This window comes from Mycobacterium sp. AZCC_0083 (assembly GCF_014202335.1).
In the GTDB taxonomy this organism is placed as follows: Bacteria; Actinomycetota; Actinomycetes; order Mycobacteriales; family Mycobacteriaceae; genus Mycobacterium.
The window spans coordinates 601,982-617,801 of the sequence record NZ_JACHGP010000002.1; the positions used below are offsets into that span (position 1 = coordinate 601,982).

Annotated in this window: 15 protein-coding genes; 8 read left to right on the forward strand and 7 right to left on the reverse strand. The window is 68.6% G+C overall.

Annotation, left to right across the window (positions count from 1 at the left end):
- The first annotated feature begins 212 nt into the window (after nt 1–212).
- Complete coding sequence (locus tag HNP02_RS06535; RefSeq protein WP_309241437.1) at nt 213–1,133, forward strand: TauD/TfdA family dioxygenase; 921 nt, start codon at nt 213–215, stop codon at nt 1,131–1,133.
- Nucleotides 1,134–1,149: 16 nt separating this feature from the next.
- Here HNP02_RS06535 and HNP02_RS06540 read toward each other — a convergent pair whose 3' ends face one another.
- Nucleotides 1,150–1,452, reverse strand: coding sequence for a hypothetical protein (locus HNP02_RS06540; protein WP_184436269.1), 303 nt, complete (start codon nt 1,450–1,452; stop codon nt 1,150–1,152).
- A gap of 133 nt (nt 1,453–1,585) precedes the next feature.
- On the opposite strand from HNP02_RS06540, the gene cobG reads away from it, so the two are divergent.
- The 5 genes from cobG (at nt 1,586) to HNP02_RS06565 (ending at nt 9,430) form a co-directional block, all read left to right on the forward strand.
- Nucleotides 1,586–2,698 carry a precorrin-3B synthase gene (gene cobG, locus HNP02_RS06545; RefSeq protein ID WP_184436271.1) on the forward strand — a complete coding sequence of 371 codons (1,113 nt, stop codon included), beginning with the start codon at nt 1,586–1,588 and terminating at the stop codon, nt 2,696–2,698.
- A gap of 9 nt (nt 2,699–2,707) precedes the next feature.
- The gene (locus HNP02_RS06550; protein ID WP_184436273.1) at nt 2,708–3,334 is read left to right on the forward strand and encodes a precorrin-8X methylmutase; all 627 of its coding nucleotides are present in this window, start codon (nt 2,708–2,710) and stop codon (nt 3,332–3,334) included.
- Nucleotides 3,331–4,797: a precorrin-2 C(20)-methyltransferase gene (locus HNP02_RS06555; protein WP_184436275.1), complete on the forward strand. Its 1,467-nt coding sequence runs from the start codon at nt 3,331–3,333 to the stop codon at nt 4,795–4,797. The genes HNP02_RS06550 and HNP02_RS06555 overlap by 4 nt, the downstream gene beginning before the upstream one ends.
- 147 nt (nt 4,798–4,944) lie before the next feature.
- Nucleotides 4,945–8,247, forward strand: a complete 3,303-nt coding sequence (locus HNP02_RS06560) for a LuxR C-terminal-related transcriptional regulator (RefSeq protein ID WP_184436277.1) — start codon at nt 4,945–4,947, stop codon at nt 8,245–8,247.
- Between the two features lie 127 nt (nt 8,248–8,374).
- A complete protein-coding gene (locus tag HNP02_RS06565) occupies nt 8,375–9,430 on the forward strand; it encodes a phosphotransferase family protein (RefSeq protein ID WP_184436586.1) in 1,056 nt (351 codons plus the stop codon).
- On the opposite strand, the gene HNP02_RS06570 is transcribed toward HNP02_RS06565, so the two are convergent.
- The 4 genes from HNP02_RS06570 to HNP02_RS06585 are packed head-to-tail and all read right to left on the reverse strand — an operon-like array spanning nt 9,417 to nt 12,844.
- Entirely contained in the window at nt 9,417–10,142 is a 726-nt protein-coding gene (locus HNP02_RS06570; RefSeq protein WP_184436278.1) for a cobalt-precorrin-6A reductase, read from the reverse strand. The genes HNP02_RS06565 and HNP02_RS06570 overlap by 14 nt on opposite strands.
- Nucleotides 10,143–10,144: 2 nt before the next feature.
- Nucleotides 10,145–10,900: a precorrin-4 C(11)-methyltransferase gene (gene cobM / locus HNP02_RS06575; RefSeq protein ID WP_184436280.1), complete on the reverse strand. Its 756-nt coding sequence runs from the start codon at nt 10,898–10,900 to the stop codon at nt 10,145–10,147.
- The gene (gene cbiE / locus HNP02_RS06580) at nt 10,897–12,072 is read right to left on the reverse strand and encodes a precorrin-6y C5,15-methyltransferase (decarboxylating) subunit CbiE (protein ID WP_184436282.1); all 1,176 of its coding nucleotides are present in this window, start codon (nt 12,070–12,072) and stop codon (nt 10,897–10,899) included. The genes cobM and cbiE overlap by 4 nt, the downstream gene beginning before the upstream one ends.
- A gap of 28 nt (nt 12,073–12,100) precedes the next feature.
- Nucleotides 12,101–12,844 (reverse strand): SDR family NAD(P)-dependent oxidoreductase, encoded by a 744-nt coding sequence (locus HNP02_RS06585; RefSeq protein WP_184436284.1) that lies wholly within the window; start codon nt 12,842–12,844, stop codon nt 12,101–12,103.
- A 35-nt stretch (nt 12,845–12,879) separates the two neighbouring features.
- Between HNP02_RS06585 and HNP02_RS06590 the strand changes: the two genes are divergently transcribed.
- Nucleotides 12,880–13,293 (forward strand): F420-dependent biliverdin reductase, encoded by a 414-nt coding sequence (locus tag HNP02_RS06590; protein ID WP_184436286.1) that lies wholly within the window; start codon nt 12,880–12,882, stop codon nt 13,291–13,293.
- Here the strand turns inward: HNP02_RS06590 and HNP02_RS06595 are convergent.
- Nucleotides 13,290–14,414: a Xaa-Pro peptidase family protein gene (locus HNP02_RS06595; RefSeq protein ID WP_184436287.1), complete on the reverse strand. Its 1,125-nt coding sequence runs from the start codon at nt 14,412–14,414 to the stop codon at nt 13,290–13,292. The genes HNP02_RS06590 and HNP02_RS06595 overlap by 4 nt on opposite strands.
- Before the next feature lie 10 nt (nt 14,415–14,424).
- The gene (locus HNP02_RS06600) at nt 14,425–14,820 is read right to left on the reverse strand and encodes a VOC family protein (protein ID WP_184436289.1); all 396 of its coding nucleotides are present in this window, start codon (nt 14,818–14,820) and stop codon (nt 14,425–14,427) included.
- Between the two features lie 22 nt (nt 14,821–14,842).
- Between HNP02_RS06600 and HNP02_RS06605 the strand changes: the two genes are divergently transcribed.
- The gene (locus tag HNP02_RS06605) at nt 14,843–15,820 is read left to right on the forward strand and encodes a 5'-3' exonuclease (RefSeq protein ID WP_184436291.1); all 978 of its coding nucleotides are present in this window, start codon (nt 14,843–14,845) and stop codon (nt 15,818–15,820) included.

Consider the following 15,820-nt stretch of genomic DNA (forward strand, 5'->3'; position numbering starts at 1 on the left):
GTGCCTCCGAGCACCCATCCACGCTGATGGGTCGGAACGGAAGTTCAAACAAAAACGTAGGACGGATCGCCTCGAATTCGGCGCTTTAGTGTGCGATGGAACACACCCGTGAAGAAGGTGACCCAGCTCACATTCGCGGGCTTTCCGGGCTAGTTCGAATCGCGGCCAGCCAAATACTGGCCGCAACGCGGGGAATCTGCGGAAATCGACGGGTGGCCAACTTCCCCAACATCGTGAAACTCGGCGCGAACATCGGCGCCCGGATCGACGGCGTGCAACTCGGCGGTGACGTTCCCGAGGCGACCGTCAAGGTGATCAACGACGCCCTCTTGACCCACAAGGTGATCTTCTTCCGCGGGCAGGACCATCTCGACGACGACGGACAGCTCGCGTTCGCCAAACGCCTCGGGACGCCGACCACCGCACACCCGACGGTCACGTCGCGGGGCGAGCGGGTGCTGCCCATCGATTCCCAGTACGACAAGGCCAACAGCTGGCACACCGACGTGACGTTCGTCGATCGGATTCCGAAAGCCTCACTGCTGCGGGCGGTTACACTGCCGGAGTACGGCGGTACCACCACGTGGGCGTCGACCGAGGTGGCCTACGATCAGTTGCCCGCTCCCCTGCGCGCGCTGACCGAGAATCTGTGGGCGGTGCACACGAATCAGTACGACTACGCCGAGAGCTATTACTCCGCAAAGGCCGAGACCCTGACCGATGCCGAGCGGGAGTACCGCGACGAGTTCGTCTCGGAGTACTACGAGACCGAGCATCCGGTGGTGCGCGTGCACCCGGAGACGGGTAAGCGGGTGCTGCTGCTCGGCCATTTCATCAAGCGGTTCGTTGGCCTTGGCAGCACCGAGTCGTCGGCACTGTTCCAGCTGCTGCAGAACCGGGTCACCAAGCTGGAGAACACCATTCGCTGGTCCTGGCAGCCAGGCGACCTCGCGATCTGGGACAACCGTGCCACCCAGCACTACGCGGTGTCCGACTACGACGACCAGTACCGTCGCCTGAGTCGCATCACGCTGGCAGGCGACGTCCCCGTCGACGTGTACGGCACGCCGAGCCGCGTGATCGCCGGCGACGCGTCGCACTACTCGGACGTGGTGGTACCGCTGGCGGTCTAAGCCGCCGACCAACGATTCACAGCCGGTGCATCTCCCGGCGCATGGCGGCATCCTCCAGGTAGCCGCAGCGCCGCGACGGGTAGACCCGTGGGGTGCGCCGCTCATCGTTGGAACCGCTGGCGGCCTCAGCGGTGGTGAAGAGCCGCCCGATCGCCGTCCACCACCGGGTGCCGGTGGTGCGCGGTGTCAGCGACACCGCGGCGGTCGCGAACATCACGCCCTGCTCGGTGATCAGAACCGGCGCGGACCCCTCGACCACCGCGCCGGTTCCGCTCACGTCCTTGGTTGGCGCATGCGGCGCCAGCCCCACTTCAGTCATTGCCTTCTCCTTGCCCCTGTTTCCGCCGGATCCTCCGTCCGGCCTGATAGGGAGAATGTATTTTGACGGCGGCGCATAATCGCGAGTAGTCCACTACTCGAATGTCCGGCCACTACCTATGCTCGAAGCTGACATGACGAGGGTCCGCGACGACGACGCCTGCCCTGGCGCACTGCAGGTGCACCAGGCGGCCGACGGGGCGCTGGTCCGGATCCGGTTGCCCGGCGGCATGATCGCCGCCGAGCAATTGCTGGCACTCGCGGTCGCCGCGACGCGGTTCGGCTCGCAGGCAATGGAACTCACCTCCCGCGGCAACGTCCAGATTCGCGGCATCACCGATCCGGAGGCCTTGGCCGACGCGGTCGCTGCCGCGGGCCTGTTGCCATCGCCCAGTCACGAACGGGTGCGCAACATCGTGGCCTCACCGCTGACCGGCCGATCCGGCGGCAACGCCGACGTCCGCGGCCTGGTGCGCGACCTCGACGCGGCGATCCAGGCCAGCCCCGCCCTGGCCCGCTTGCCTGGCCGCTTCTGGTTCGGCGTCGACGACGGCCGCGGTGACGTGTCCGGATCCGGCGTCGACGTGGGCGCCCACTTGCTCGACGCCGACCGGGCCGCGCTGCTGGTGGCGGGCGCCGACACCGGTGTCCGGATGCCGTCGGCGGACGTGGTCGACACCCTCGTCGCCGTCGCCGAGGCCTTCGTCGACGTCCGCGGAATTGCCTGGCGGACCACCGAACTCGCGGACGTCGAGCCGCTGCTCGCCGGACTGAACAGATCCGCCGAACCAGGGACCACGTGGCCGCCGGTGCTGCAGCCTCCGGTCGGCTGGATCGAACAGGACGACCATCGCGTGGCCCTCGGCGCCGGGGTGCCCCTCGGCGTGCTCGAAGCCCGTACCGCCGAATTCCTCGCCGCCGTCGAAGCGCCACTGGTGATCACGCCATGGCGTTCGGTGCTGGTTTGCGATCTCGACGAGGGCGTTGCCGACGTCGCGCTTCGCGTGCTGGCACCGCTGGGCCTGGTGTTCGACGCGGATTCGCCATGGCTGTCGGTCAGCTCGTGCACGGGGAGCCCGGGGTGCGCGCACTCGGTCGCCGACACCCACGCGGATGCCGCCGCGGCCGTCGGCACACCCAGCGACGTGCACCGGCACTTCGTGGGTTGCGAGCGGGCATGCGGCAGCCCGCCCGTCGGCCAGATTCTGGTGGCGACCGCGGACGGTTACCGGCCACGTCACCCGTAGGGTGATCGGGTGCTCGACTACATCCGCGACGCCGCCGAGATCTATCGGCAGTCGTTCGCCACGATCCGCGCCGAGGCGGATCTGGCGCGCTTTCCGGATGACGTCGCCCAGGTCGTGGTCCGGCTGATCCACACCTGCGGTCAGGTCGACGTCACCGAGCACGTGGCCTACACCGATGACGTCGTCACTAGGGCCCGCGCAGCGCTGAATGCGGGGGCGCCCGTGCTGTGCGATTCGTCGATGGTGGCCTCTGGCATCACCCGCTCCCGGCTGCCCGCCGACAACGAGGTGGTGTCACTCGTCGCCGATCCCGGCGCCGCCGATTTGTCCGCCAGGCTGGGCAGCACCCGTTCGGCTGCAGGAGTGGACCTGTGGGCCGACCGGCTGGGTGGTGCGGTCCTTGCGATCGGCAACGCACCGACCGCGCTGTTCCGGCTGCTGGAACTCATCGATGACGGTGCGCCCGTGCCGGCTGCCGTGCTGGGCGGCCCGGTCGGGTTCGTCGGGTCGGCACAGTCCAAGCAGGAGCTGATCGACCGGCCACGCGGGATGTCCTACCTGGTGGTGACGGGCAGGCGCGGAGGCAGCGCGATGGCCGCTGCCGCCGTCAACGCGATCGCTAGCGAGCGCGAATGACGTCACCCCGCGGCACGCTCTGGGGTGTCGGGCTCGGCCCGGGTGACCCGGAGTTGGTCACGATCAAGGCCGCGCGCGTGATCGGCGAGGCCGAAGTGGTGGCCTATCACAGCGCCCGGCACGGACACAGCATCGCGCGCACCATCGCCGAGCCCTACCTGCGGCCCGGCCAGGTCGAGGAGCACTTCGTCTACCCGGTGACCACCGAGACCACCGACCACCCCGGCGGCTACGCGGGGGCGATGGAGGACTTCTACCACGAGGCCGCGGACCGCATCGCCGTCCACCTCGAGGCAGGCCGCAGCGTGGCCCTGCTCGCCGAGGGCGACCCGCTGTTCTACAGCTCCTACATGCACATGCACACACGGCTGACGTCGCGGTTCGACGCCGTCATCGTGCCAGGCGTGACGTCGGTGAGCGCGGCCTCGGCCGCCACCGGCATGCCGCTGGTGCAGGGCGACGAGGTGCTGACGATCCTGCCTGGCACGCTGCCACCCGACGAGCTGCGGCGCAGGCTTGCCGACACCGACGCGGCGGTGGTGCTCAAGCTCGGCCGCTCGTATCCCGCTGTGCGGGAAGCACTCTCCGCTGCCGGCCGGTTGGACGAGGCGCTGTACGTGGAGCGGGCCAGCACATCCGCGCAGAAGGTGTTTCCCGCGGCGGATGTCGACGCGGCGTCGGTGCCCTACTTCTCGCTGGCGATGCTGCCTGGGATGTCCAGCCCGCCGGAACGATCGGGCAGCGTTGCGGTCGTCGGGCTCGGTCCCGGTGACGTCGACTGGATGACGCCGCAGTCGCGCCGCGAACTCGCCACCGCCACCGACCTCATCGGCTACGGCCCGTATCTCGACAGGGTCGGCATCAGGCCCGGCCAGACCCGCCACCCGAGCGACAACACCGACGAACCTGCCCGCGCGAAGCTGGCATGCAGCCTCGCCGAGCAGGGCCACGCGGTCGCGGTGGTGTCGTCGGGCGATCCCGGTGTCTTCGCAATGGCGACCGCGGTGCTCGAGGAGGCCAAGCAATGGCCGGGCGTCGACGTGCGGGTCATCCCGGCGATGACCGCAGCGCAGGCCGTCGCCAGCCGGGTCGGCGCGCCGCTTGGCCACGACTACGCGGTGATCTCGCTGTCCGACCGGCTCAAGCCGTGGGACGTCATCGCCGCGCGTCTCACCGCGGCCGCGACCGCCGACCTGGTGCTTGCCATCTACAACCCGGCGTCGAAGACCCGCACCTGGCAGGTCGGGGCCATGCGCGACCTGCTGCTCGAGCACCGCGACGCAAGCACACCAGTGGTGATCGGCCGCGACGTGGCTGGCCCCGGCGAGCGGGTCGACGTGGTGCGACTTGCCGATCTCGACCCCGCCAAGGTGGACATGCGCTGTCTGCTCATCGTCGGGTCGTCCCAGACCGAGTGGCATGGCGACCGCGTCTTCACGCCGCGCAACTACCCCAGTTCCTGACCCGCGGAGACTGCGGACAGATCGAGTTCGCCGTAAGGCGATCCGCTTGAGGATCGGCGAGAGCGCGTACAAGCGCAGGCCTGCACGTCGTAAATTCCTGGCGCACCTACGCGCGTCTGCCGACGTTCTGCCGTACAGGGCCGCCGCATGTTGGCTAACATGAGCGAAATTGGTCCGCTGAACTGGAGCGATCTGGGTGTGAGCGAGCTCGTACCGACGGGAACGGTGACGCTGCTTTTGGCCGACGTCGAAGGCTCCACGTGGCTGTGGCAGACCGCGCCCGACGAGATGACCGCGGCGATCGCCAACCTGGACCGCACACTGGCTGAACTGGTATCGATCTATCACGGGGTACGTCCCATCGAGCAGGGTGAGGGCGACAGCTTCGTCGTCGCGTTCCCCTGGGCATCCGACGCGGTGGCATGCGCGCTGGCGTTGCAGCGGGCGCCGTTGGTGCCGATCCGGCTGCGGATCGGCCTCCACACCGGGGAGGTGCAGTTGCGCGACGAGAGCAACTACGTCGGCCCGACCATCAACCGGACCGGGCGACTCCGGAGCCTGGCACACGGTGGCCAGACCGTACTGTCCGCCACCACAAGCGATTTGGTGATCGACAGGCTTCCTTCCGACGCCTGGCTGACCGATCTGGGCAGCCACGTTGTGCGCGACCTGCCCCGACCAGAACACGTCATGCAGTTGTGCCACCCGGATCTGCGCAATGAATTCCCGCCGCTACGGACCGCGGATCTGGGTGTGTCACAGCATCTCCCGGTGCAGCTGACGAGCTTTGTGGGCCGCACCACCCAGATCGTCGAGCTCCAACAGATCCTGCGCGACAGCCGCTTGGTAACGCTGACCGGCGCCGGTGGCGTGGGGAAGACACGGTTGGCGGTGAGGGTTGCGGTCGACGTGGCCGCCGATTTCGGCGACGGCGTCTGGTTTGTCGACCTGGCGCCGATTACCGATCCAGAGCTGGTTCCGCTGACGGCAGCACGCGCGCTAGGGCTGCCCGATCAGCCTGGCCGCACGACGACGGAGACCTTGCAACGCGCTATCGGCGACCGGCACCGACTGATCGTGCTAGACAACTGCGAACACCTCCTCGACGCGACAGCCATCCTGAGCGCTGCGTTGTTGGCGACGTGCCCGGGATTGACGATGTTGGCGACCAGTCGCGAGCCGATCGGGGTGGCCGGCGAGCTGTCGTGGCGGGTTCCGTCGCTGACCCTAGACGGCGAAGCGGTAGAACTGTTCGCACACCGGGCGCGTCACGCGCGGGCCGACTTCACGATTACCGACGAGAACTCGACGACGGTCACCGAAATTTGCAGGCGCCTCGACGGCATGCCACTGGCCATCGAACTGGCCGCGGCGCGTGTCCGTGCACTTTCCGTACGGGAGATCTTGGACGGCCTGCATGACCGGTTCCGACTGTTGACTCGTGGGGTGCGGACGGCGCTTCGCCGCCAGCAGACATTGCGCGCCTCCGTCGACTGGTCGTATGCGCTATTGACCGATCCCGAACGCGCGTTGTTCCGTCGGCTGGCGGTGTTCGTGGGCGGGTTCGACCTCGATGCCGCCGAAGCGGTCGCAGCCGATGACGAGATGCCGCACCATCAGGTTCTCGATCAGCTCACCCTGCTGGTCGACAAGTCGCTGGTCGTGGCCGAAAACCGTTCTGACCCAACGCGGTACCGGCTTTGGGAGACCGTCCGTCAGTACGCCCTCGAAAAGCTGGGCGAGTCGGGCGAGGCCGACGTGGTGCGCAGCCGACACCGGGATCACTACCTGGCGATCGCAAGGCTGCTCGACACGCCGACGAGCGCCGGCCTGGACGGGCTGATTGATCGGGCGGACCTCGAGATCGACAACCTGCGCGCCGCGCACGTCTGGAGCCGGGAAATCGGCGACAACGACCAGGCCCTGGCGATTGTATCGTCTCTGGAACCGCTGTGGCTGAACCGTGGTCTCCTCCGGGAAGGCCTCACATGGATCGACGGTGTTCTCGACGGCGAAGACTCCCACGACACCACCGTGACCCCCGCGACCTGGGTGAAGGCCTTTGCCGCTCGCTGCGCACTAGCGTTGGGGACAGCTGCACCCGCCAATATGGATCAGGCGCAGCAGGCCCTGGCGATCGCCCGCGAACTCGGTGACCCGGACCTCATCGCCCGAGCCCTCCAGGCCTGCGGCCAGTGCGCCAGCTACAGCCCCGACGTGGCGCAGCCGTACTTCACCGAGGCGATCGAGCTGTTCCGCGCGTCGAGCAGCTGGTGGAGACTGTGCCAAGTTCGTGTCTACCAATGCGTTCTCGGCACTTTGCTGGGCGATCCGACGATCGCGATCACCGCGGGGGAAGACGGCCGGGATGTGGCCGACGCGAACGGTGACGGGTATTCGTCGCTCGGCTGCCGCTTCTGGCGCGGCATGGGACTCATGATGCGGGGCGACCTGGCCGACGCCGGCGCCGAGCTGCGTGCGGTGACGGCCGAGGCGGACAAGGGTCATGTGGCCGTCATGTACTCCCTAGGCCTCTTCGGGCATGGACTGGTTCTCGCACTCCAGGGGGAGGCGGACGCCGCGCGAGCGTGTGCCCGTGCGGCGCTGCACGCCGCGGCGGGTGTGGTCGGGTATGAGGACCTCGCGTATGTGGGGTGGGCCTGCGCCGCTCTTGCCGCCGGCGACGCCGCACAGGCCAGGGAAGCTAGCGAAGCGGCGTGGCGGTACCGGGTTCCGCTGCGCGAAGTCTTGACCAGAGCCATCATTCCGATGTCCGAGGCCCTACTGGGCTGTGGTGACCTGCTGGCCGCGCGCGCTTGGGCCGACGACACCGTCGCAATGACAATGGGCTGGCACCGTGTGAGAGCCTTGACGGCGCGCGCCCGCGTCGCGATCGCCCAGGGCGATCCCGATCAGGCCGAGCGGGACGCTCACGAAGCGCTTGGCGTGGCAACCACAGTTGGCTCCTATGTGTGTCTTTCCAACACCTTTGAATGTCTTGCGCGGCTGGCCGCCGACAACGGTGATCACCGCCACGCGGTGCGCCTACTCACAGCGGCCGATGGCATCCTGCGACGCAACGGTGAAGTGCGCTTCAAGGTGTATCAAGCGGGATATGAATCGTTGGTGGCGTCGGTTCGTGATGCATTGGAGGCCAGTGACTTTGACGCCGCATCGACGGAGGGTGCGGCGCTGTCGACCGAGGAAGCAATCGCCTACGCGCAGCGTGGCCGCGGCGAGCGCAAACGGCCGACCACCGGCTGGGGCTCGTTGACCCCGACCGAGCGTGACGTGGTGCGGCTGGTCAGCGTGGGACTCTCCAACAAGGAGATCGGCGAACGACTCTTCGTCTCTCCTCGCACCGTGCAGACGCACCTGACCCACGTCTACACCAAACTCGGATTCTCGTCGCGTGTGCGGCTCGCCCAAGAAGCGAGCCGGCTCGGCTGACGGGTAGGGCGGTGCTCCCTGGCCTCTCAGGGATATCGGCGGATATCGGCGACCTGTCGTTCGAGTCGGACTCGAGGTCCCCAGTTCCTGACCCGCGGAGGTAGTGTGTCCGCCCGTGGCCCCCGCCATGCCGATACCGCGTCACCCCGCCGATGTCACCGCCGAGTGGTTGGGAGCCGTGCTCGACACCGACGTGAAGGCCGTCGACATCGTCCCGATCGGGACCGGCCAGACCGGCGCCACCTACCGGTTGACGGTCACCTACCCGAGCGACGCTGCGGGCCTGGCCGCCTCGTTTGCGATCAAGCTGTCCTCGCAGGACGAGGCGGTCCGCGAACGCGTTGCCCTCGGTTACCGCTCCGAGCACGCCTTCTACACCGACATCGCCGACGTGGTCCGGGTGCCGATCCCCCACCACCATTACTGCGAGATCTCGGATGACGGCGGCGATTTCGTGCTTCTGCTGGCCGACCTGGCCCCAGCGGTCCAGGGCGATCAGATCGGCGGCTGCACCCCGGCCGAGGTGGAACTCGCCGTGCGGGCACTCGCGGGTCTGCACGCTCCCACGTGGTGCGACCCGAAGTGGACGAACTTCCCAGGGCTGGTCATGTCGACGCCGGACGAGGATGCGGCCAAGGGTTTCGGCGACATCGCGGTGATGGCCAACCAGATCACGCTGGACCGACTCGGCGATGGAATGACGGCCCTGGATCGCGACACCGCGACCGAGTCCATGTCCGTGGTGACGCCGTGGCTGCTGGCCGAACCCGACCGGTTCGCGCTGATGCACGGCGACTACCGCCTCGACAACGTGCTCTTCGCTCCCGACCGGTCCGCCATCACGGTGGTGGACTGGCAGACGCTGGGATCGGGTCTGCCCGCCCGCGACCTGTCCTACTTCACCGCCACGAGCCTGCTCTCCGAGGTCCGGTCCACGGTCGATCACGCCCTGGTGGATGCCTATCACGACGAACTGCTCGGCTACGGCATCACCGGGTACGACCGCGAAACCTGTTGGCGCGACTACCGTCTCGGCATGCTCCAGGCCCCGCTGATCACCACGTTGGGCTGCGCGTTCGCGAGCACCACCGAGCGGGGCGACGACATGATGCGCGTGATGCTGGAGCGCGGCTGCCAGGCCATTCGCGATCTCGGCAGTCTGGATCTGGTCAGAGCGCTCTGACCCACGCCTCGGCCTCGGCCAGCGTCGACACCGCGCGCACACCGTCTGGCAGCGGCGGGCGGTCAACCATGATCACCGGCACTCCAAGGGCGTCGGCTGCGTCCACCTTTGCGCGCGTCATGTCACCGCCGCTGTTCTTCGTCACCAGCGCGTCGATGCGGTGCACCCGCAGCAGCTCCAGTTCGTCGTCGTAGTCGTACGGGCCGCGTGACAGCAGCAGGTAGTGCCGCAGTGGCAGCGCGTCACCGTCCGGCGGGGTCACCGCCCGGATCAGGAACCACGCATCGACACCGGCGAAGGCACCGACTCCGGTGCGTCCAGTGGTCAGGAAGACGCGCGAATAGCCGTTGCCGGCAACCACTTCCGCGGCTTCGGTGTCGGAATCCACCACGGTCGCGGTGCCGTTCGGCCAGGCCGGGCGAGCCAACAGCAGGTGCGGCAGGTCCAGCGTCCGGCACGCCGTCGCGGCGTTCGCACTGATCGTCGCGGCGAACGGGTGCGTCGCGTCGACCACCCCGTCGACTCCGGACTCGGCCAACCAACGCTGCAGCCCCTCGACACCGCCGAAACCGCCGATGCGCACCTCGCCTACCGGCAATGCGGGATCGGGCACCCGGCCCGCCAACGAACTGATCATCTGGACGTCGGGATGCAACCGCGACGCCAGTACCCGCGCCTCGGCGGTCCCGCCGAGCAGCAGCAGTCGAACCATGCTCAGTGTCGGCTTCCGCGGCGCCGGTCTGCCGAGTACAGGTAACTGTCGGTGAAGCCCTCTGCGGCCAGCACGTCACCGACGATGATCACCGCGGTGCGGGTGATCTCGGCGGCATGCATCCGTTCGGCGAGATCGCCGAGTGTGCACCTCAGTACCGTCTCCTGCGGCCAGCTGGCGAATGCCACTACCGCACAGGGGGTTTCGGATCGGTAGCCACCACCGATCAGCTCGGGGACGATCGTGTCGACCTGCGCGGCGGCCAGGTGCAGCACCAGCGTGGCACCCGGGGCAGACAACGTCGCCAGGTCCTCCCCGACGGGCATCGCCGTCGACAGGGTTGCCACCCGCGTCAGCGTGACGGTCTGCGACACGCCGGGGAGCGTCAACTCGCGGCCAAGGGCGGCCGCCGCAGCGGCGAAAGCCGGTACGCCGGGCACGATCTCGTAGTCCACACCGAGCTCGTCGAGGTGCCTGCACTGCTCGGCAAGCGCGCTGTAGATGGACGGGTCGCCGGAGTGCAGCCGCGCCACGTCCAGCCCGCCGGAATGGGCGTCGGCGAGCTCGGCGACGATCTGCTCGAGGGTCAGGGGCCCGGTGTCGATCACCTTGGCGTCGGGCGGGCACAGGGCCAGCAGGTTGTCGGGCATGATCGACCCGGCGTACAGGCACACCGGGCAGCGGCTCAGCAGACGCTGCCCTCGCACCGTGATCAGATCGGCCGCGCCGGGCCCTGCACCGATGAAGTAGACGGTCACTGCTTGGTCACCGACCACTGCGTCACCGGCATGGCGGGCCGCCAACCGGTGAAGCCGCCAACGGCCTCGCCGCGGTAGTGCTGAAACCTGCGCAGTTCGCCGCCGGCCCGCGAATGCCACTGAGCGAGCACCGCTTCGGATTCCACGGTCACCGCATTGACGACGAGTCGCCCACCGGGTCGCAACCGCTCCCAGCAGGCGTCCAGCAGTCCCGGCTGACTGACGCCGCCACCGACGAAGATCGCCGCAGGTGGTGGTTCGAACTCGAACGTCTCGGGAGCGTCGAAGGTCGCGATGACGCCGACACCGAACGCCACCGCGTTCTGCACGATGCGCGCGCGCCGGTCTTCGTCGCGTTCGAACGCGATGGCCCGACAACCGATTCCGCTGCGGCACCACTCGATCGCGACGCTGCCCGAGCCCGCGCCGACGTCCCAGAGCAGCTCGCCAGGGTGCGGTGCCAGCGCCGCCAGGGTCACCGCGCGCATCGCCTGCTTGGTGAGCTGCCCGTCGTGGGCGAACGCGTCGTCGGGCAAGACCCCAAACTGTCGCTCGTCGGGCAGATAGCGCACGGCCATCACGTTCAGCGCGTCGACGTCGCCAGGCGGCCGGGCCACCCACTCCCGCGCAGTGGCCGAGCGGCGCATTTCCCTTGGCCCGCCGAGCTGTTCGAGCACGGTCATCTCGGAGTCGCCTCGTCCGGTGTCGACCAGTAGCTTCGCCAGTTCGCCCGGGCTGGTGGCGTCGCGGGACAGCACCACGGCCTGACCGCCGCGACGGACCGCAGTATGCGGCTCGGCGGTCACCAGGCTGATGATCTCGGTGTCATGTACCGCCCAGCCGACCCGCGAGCAGGCCAGCGTCACCGAGGACACGTGCGGCAGCACCGCGACGCGATCGGGCCCGTAGATCCGGATGAGGCTGTTGCCGATGCCGTGCAGCAGCGGATCGCCGCTGGCCACCACGTGCACGTCACCGTCGTGGTCGAGCAGCGTGCGCAGTGCGGGCAGCAGTGGCCGCGGCCATTCCCGACGCGCCGCACCGACACTTCCGTCGAGCATGTCGAGCTGTCGCTTGGAACCGTAAATGACCGTCGCCCTTGACAGTTCGGCAAGGGACGCGCCTGACAACCCGGCCATCCCGTCGGCGCCGATGCCCACCACGACGATCATCTTGATCCTCTGCTCTTCGCGCAAGCACTCATCGCGGCAACCGTCGCCATACCGCGCGCGGCAGCAACCGGAATGCGAACACCAACAAGGCGAGCGACCCCGGCACCCACACCTCGACGCGGCCCTTGACCAGTGCGCGCGCGGTCGCATCGGCCACCTGAGGCGGCGTGCTGGACAGCGGCGCAGGCGACATGCCCTCCGTCATGCGGCCGATCACGAAGCCCGGCCGGACGAGCAACAACCGGACCCCGGAACCGTGCAACGCGTCGGCCAGGCCCATGGCGAACCCGTCCAGCCCCGCCTTGGCCGAGCCGTACACGTAGTTCGCGCGGCGCACCCTGGCGCCCGCGACCGACGAGAACACCACGATGGCGCCCCGGTCGGCCGCCCGCATGGTGGCCGCCAACACGGTCAGCAGGCTGACTTGCGCGGTGAAGTCGGTGTGCACGATGGCGGCGGCGTGCGCGGCATCGCACTCGGCCCTGGCCTGGTCGCCGAGGATGCCGAAGGCCAGCACGGCGGTGCCGATCGGGCCGTGCTCGGCTACGATCGACGCGACGAGTGGGGCGTGGGACGTCAGATCGTCGGCGTCGAACTCGCGCACGTGCACGGCTGCCGCCCCTGCCGAAGTGACGGCGGCGACCTCCTCCGTCAGCCGGTCGGCACCCCGCGCGGCAAGAACCACGACGGCTCCCCGAGCCAACCGCGTCGCCAATTCGACACCGATTTCGCTACGGCCGCCAAATATCGCCACCAGGCCCGTGTCATTCACGGCTGCGATTATGTCCTGCGCTAGGTTGGACTTCGATGGCCAAGGCAACCACGAGGCTCACGAACGACGCGATGGCGTTCCTCACCGAGCGCCATCTCGCCATGCTGACCACGCTACGGTCGGACACATCGCCGCACGTCGTCGCGGTCGGTTTCACGTTCGATCCCAAGACCCACATCGCCAGGGTGATCACCTCCAGTGGTTCCCAGAAGGCGGTGAACGCCGGCGAGCGCGGCATCGCCGTGCTGAGCCAGGTCGACGGCGCTCGCTGGCTCTCCCTGGAGGGCAGCGCGACGGTGAACTCCGACGCAGAGGCGGTACGCGACGCCGAGCTGCGTTACGCCCAGCGCTATCGCACGCCACGGATCAACCCGCGCCGCGTGGTGATCGAGGTACGGGTCGAGCGGGTCCTCGGATCGTCAGACCTGCTGGACCGCGGCGCCGACTAAACGACGACGAGGTCGTGCGGCTGCTCGTTCACCGACATCGCACCGTCAGCAGTGACGACGACGATGTCCTCGATGCGGGCACCCCACTGGCCGGGAAAGTAGATACCCGGTTCGACGCTGAACGCCATGCCCTCCTGCAGCGGAATGTCATTGCCCGCCACGATGTAGGGCTCCTCGTGCACGGATAGGCCGATGCCGTGCCCGGTGCGGTGCACGAACGCCTCGGCCAACCCCGCGGCGGCCAGCACGTCGCGCGCCGCCGCGTCCACCTGTTCGGCGGTCACTCCCGGCCGCACTGCCGCGACCGCCGCCCGTTGTGCCTCCTGCAGTACCGAATAGCGCCGCGCTACTTCCGGCTCCGGCGTACCGATGCTGTAGGTCCTGGTGGAGTCCGAGTTGTAGCCGGGGTCGTATGGTCCGCCGATGTCGACGACGACGACGTCGCCGTCCTGCAGCACCCGATCGGAGCACTCGTGGTGCGGGTCGGCGCCGTTGGGGCCGGACCCGACGATGATGAACGCCACCTCCGAATGCCCTTCGTCGACGATGGCGCGGGCGATGTCGGCGGCGACGTCGGCCTCGGTCCGGCCCGGCACCAGGAACTCGGGCACCCGTGCGTGCACGCGGTCGATTGCGGCCCCCGCCTTGCGCAGCGCGTCGATCTCGGCCGCGTCCTTGATCATTCGCAGCCGGCGCAGCACGTCGGTGGCGAGCACGGGCACGACGCCGAGCACGTCGGCCAACGGCAGCAGATGAAGTGCGGGCATCGAATCGGTGACGGCCGTAGCGATCGGACCCGATGCCCCGCCGAGCGCGTCGGCCACCAGCCGGTACGGATCCTCGCCGTCGACCCAATCACGCACGGAGAGACCGAGTTCGGGTACTGCCGACTCCTTCAGCGCGGCCAGTTCCATCCGCGGCACCACGATGGTGGGCTCCCCGGACGCGGAGACCACCAGCGCCGTCAGCCGCTCGAAGGTCTGGGCCCGCGAGCCGAGCAGATAGCGCAAGTCGTAACCGGGCGTGATGACCAGGCCCGCCAGGCCTGCCGCCGCCGTCGCCTCCGCAGCAGCCTTCAGTCGTTGCGCGTACACGTCGGTGCCGAATCGGAGGCTACTCATGCCGACGAGGCTAATCGGCCCGCCAGTAGCTGGCGACCTCGACCAGGTTGCCGTCGGGGTCACGGCAGTAGTGCGACGTCATCGGGCCCTGCGCACCCGTCTTCGGGACCGGACCCTCGGTGATCTCGACGCCGCAGTCCCGCAGGTGCGCCCCGATCGCGTCGGGGTCGACGTCGGCGATGAAGCACAGGTCGAGCGAGCCTGGCGCATCCACCGCGCCCGTCACCCAGTTCGGCGCACCGGTGGGCCGCACGTTGATCTTCTGTTCGCCGAACGCCAGGGCGATCCGGCCGCCGCCGAACACCTCGCGTCTCATCCCCAGCACCCGCACGTACCAGTCGGCGGTGGCCTCGACGTCGTGGGAGTTCAACACGACGTGGTCGATGTGATCGATGGTGAAGCTCATACCTAACGCTACTGTCACTCGAATGCCGGGCGATATTCACGAACACACCGACGGTCCCGTCCTGCTACTCGACGGGGCCAGCATGTGGTTCCGCTCGTTCTTCGGCGTTCCGTCGTCGATCACCGCCCCCGACGGCAGGCCGGTCAACGCCCTTCGCGGATTCCTGGACGCCGTGGCCACGCTGATCACACGCCACCGTCCAACGCGCCTGGTGGTGTGCCTCGATCTGGACTGGCGGCCGCAGTGGCGGGTCGACCTGATCCCGTCGTACAAGGCGCACCGCGTGGAGCAGGAGAGCACCGGTGCGGCACCGGACGTCGAAGTGGTTCCCGACGACCTCAGCCCCCAGGTCGACATGATCATGGCCATTTTGGACGCGTTCGGCATCGCCACCGCGGGCGCTCCCGGCTTCGAGGCCGACGACGTTCTCGGCACCCTGGCGACCCAGGAACGCCGCGATCCCGTCGTGGTGGTCAGCGGCGACCGCGACCTCTTGCAGCTCGTCGGCGACGAGCACGTGCCCGTCCGGGTCCTCTACATCGGCCGCGGGCTGGCCAAGGCGACGCTCTTCGGGCCTGCCGAGGTGGCCGAGCAGTACGGCGTGCCGATCGACCGTGCCGGGACCGCGTATGCCGAGCTCGCACTGTTGCGCGGTGACCCGTCCGACGGCCTGCCTGGCGTTCCTGGCGTCGGTGAGAAGACCGCGGCGACGCTGTTGGCCCGCTACGGCTCGCTGGAGGCGATCCTGGCCGCGGCCGACGACACGTCGTCCGGGTTGCCCGGCGCGCAGCGCAAGAAATTGCTGGCGGCGACCGACTACATCGCGGCGGCCGAGCCGGTGGTCCTGGTGGCCCACGACGCACCTGTCACGCTGTCGACCGGATCGGACATGCTGCCGCTGACAGCGCGTGAACCGCGCAGGGTCGCCGAGTTGGCGGGTGAGTACGGCGTGACGTCGTCGATCGAGCGCCTACAGAAGGCGCTCGACAAGCTTCCTTAG

Excerpts from the sequence above, each read along its gene's own strand:
- HNP02_RS06540 (WP_184436269.1), bottom strand. The coding sequence starts at position 1,452 with ATGACTGAAGTGGGGCTGGCGCCGCATGCGCCAACCAAGGACGTGAGC.
- HNP02_RS06555 (WP_184436275.1), top strand. The coding sequence starts at position 3,331 with ATGACGTCACCCCGCGGCACGCTCTGGGGTGTCGGGCTCGGCCCGGGT.
- HNP02_RS06590 (WP_184436286.1), top strand. The coding sequence starts at position 12,880 with ATGGCCAAGGCAACCACGAGGCTCACGAACGACGCGATGGCGTTCCTC.
- HNP02_RS06605 (WP_184436291.1), top strand. The coding sequence starts at position 14,843 with ATGCCGGGCGATATTCACGAACACACCGACGGTCCCGTCCTGCTACTC.
- HNP02_RS06560 (WP_184436277.1), top strand. The coding sequence starts at position 4,945 with ATGTTGGCTAACATGAGCGAAATTGGTCCGCTGAACTGGAGCGATCTG.
- HNP02_RS06595 (WP_184436287.1), bottom strand. The coding sequence starts at position 14,414 with ATGAGTAGCCTCCGATTCGGCACCGACGTGTACGCGCAACGACTGAAG.
- HNP02_RS06565 (WP_184436586.1), top strand. The coding sequence starts at position 8,375 with ATGCCGATACCGCGTCACCCCGCCGATGTCACCGCCGAGTGGTTGGGA.
- cobG (WP_184436271.1), top strand. The coding sequence starts at position 1,586 with ATGACGAGGGTCCGCGACGACGACGCCTGCCCTGGCGCACTGCAGGTG.
- HNP02_RS06570 (WP_184436278.1), bottom strand. The coding sequence starts at position 10,142 with ATGGTTCGACTGCTGCTGCTCGGCGGGACCGCCGAGGCGCGGGTACTG.
- cbiE (WP_184436282.1), bottom strand. The coding sequence starts at position 12,072 with ATGATCGTCGTGGTGGGCATCGGCGCCGACGGGATGGCCGGGTTGTCA.
- HNP02_RS06600 (WP_184436289.1), bottom strand. The coding sequence starts at position 14,820 with ATGAGCTTCACCATCGATCACATCGACCACGTCGTGTTGAACTCCCAC.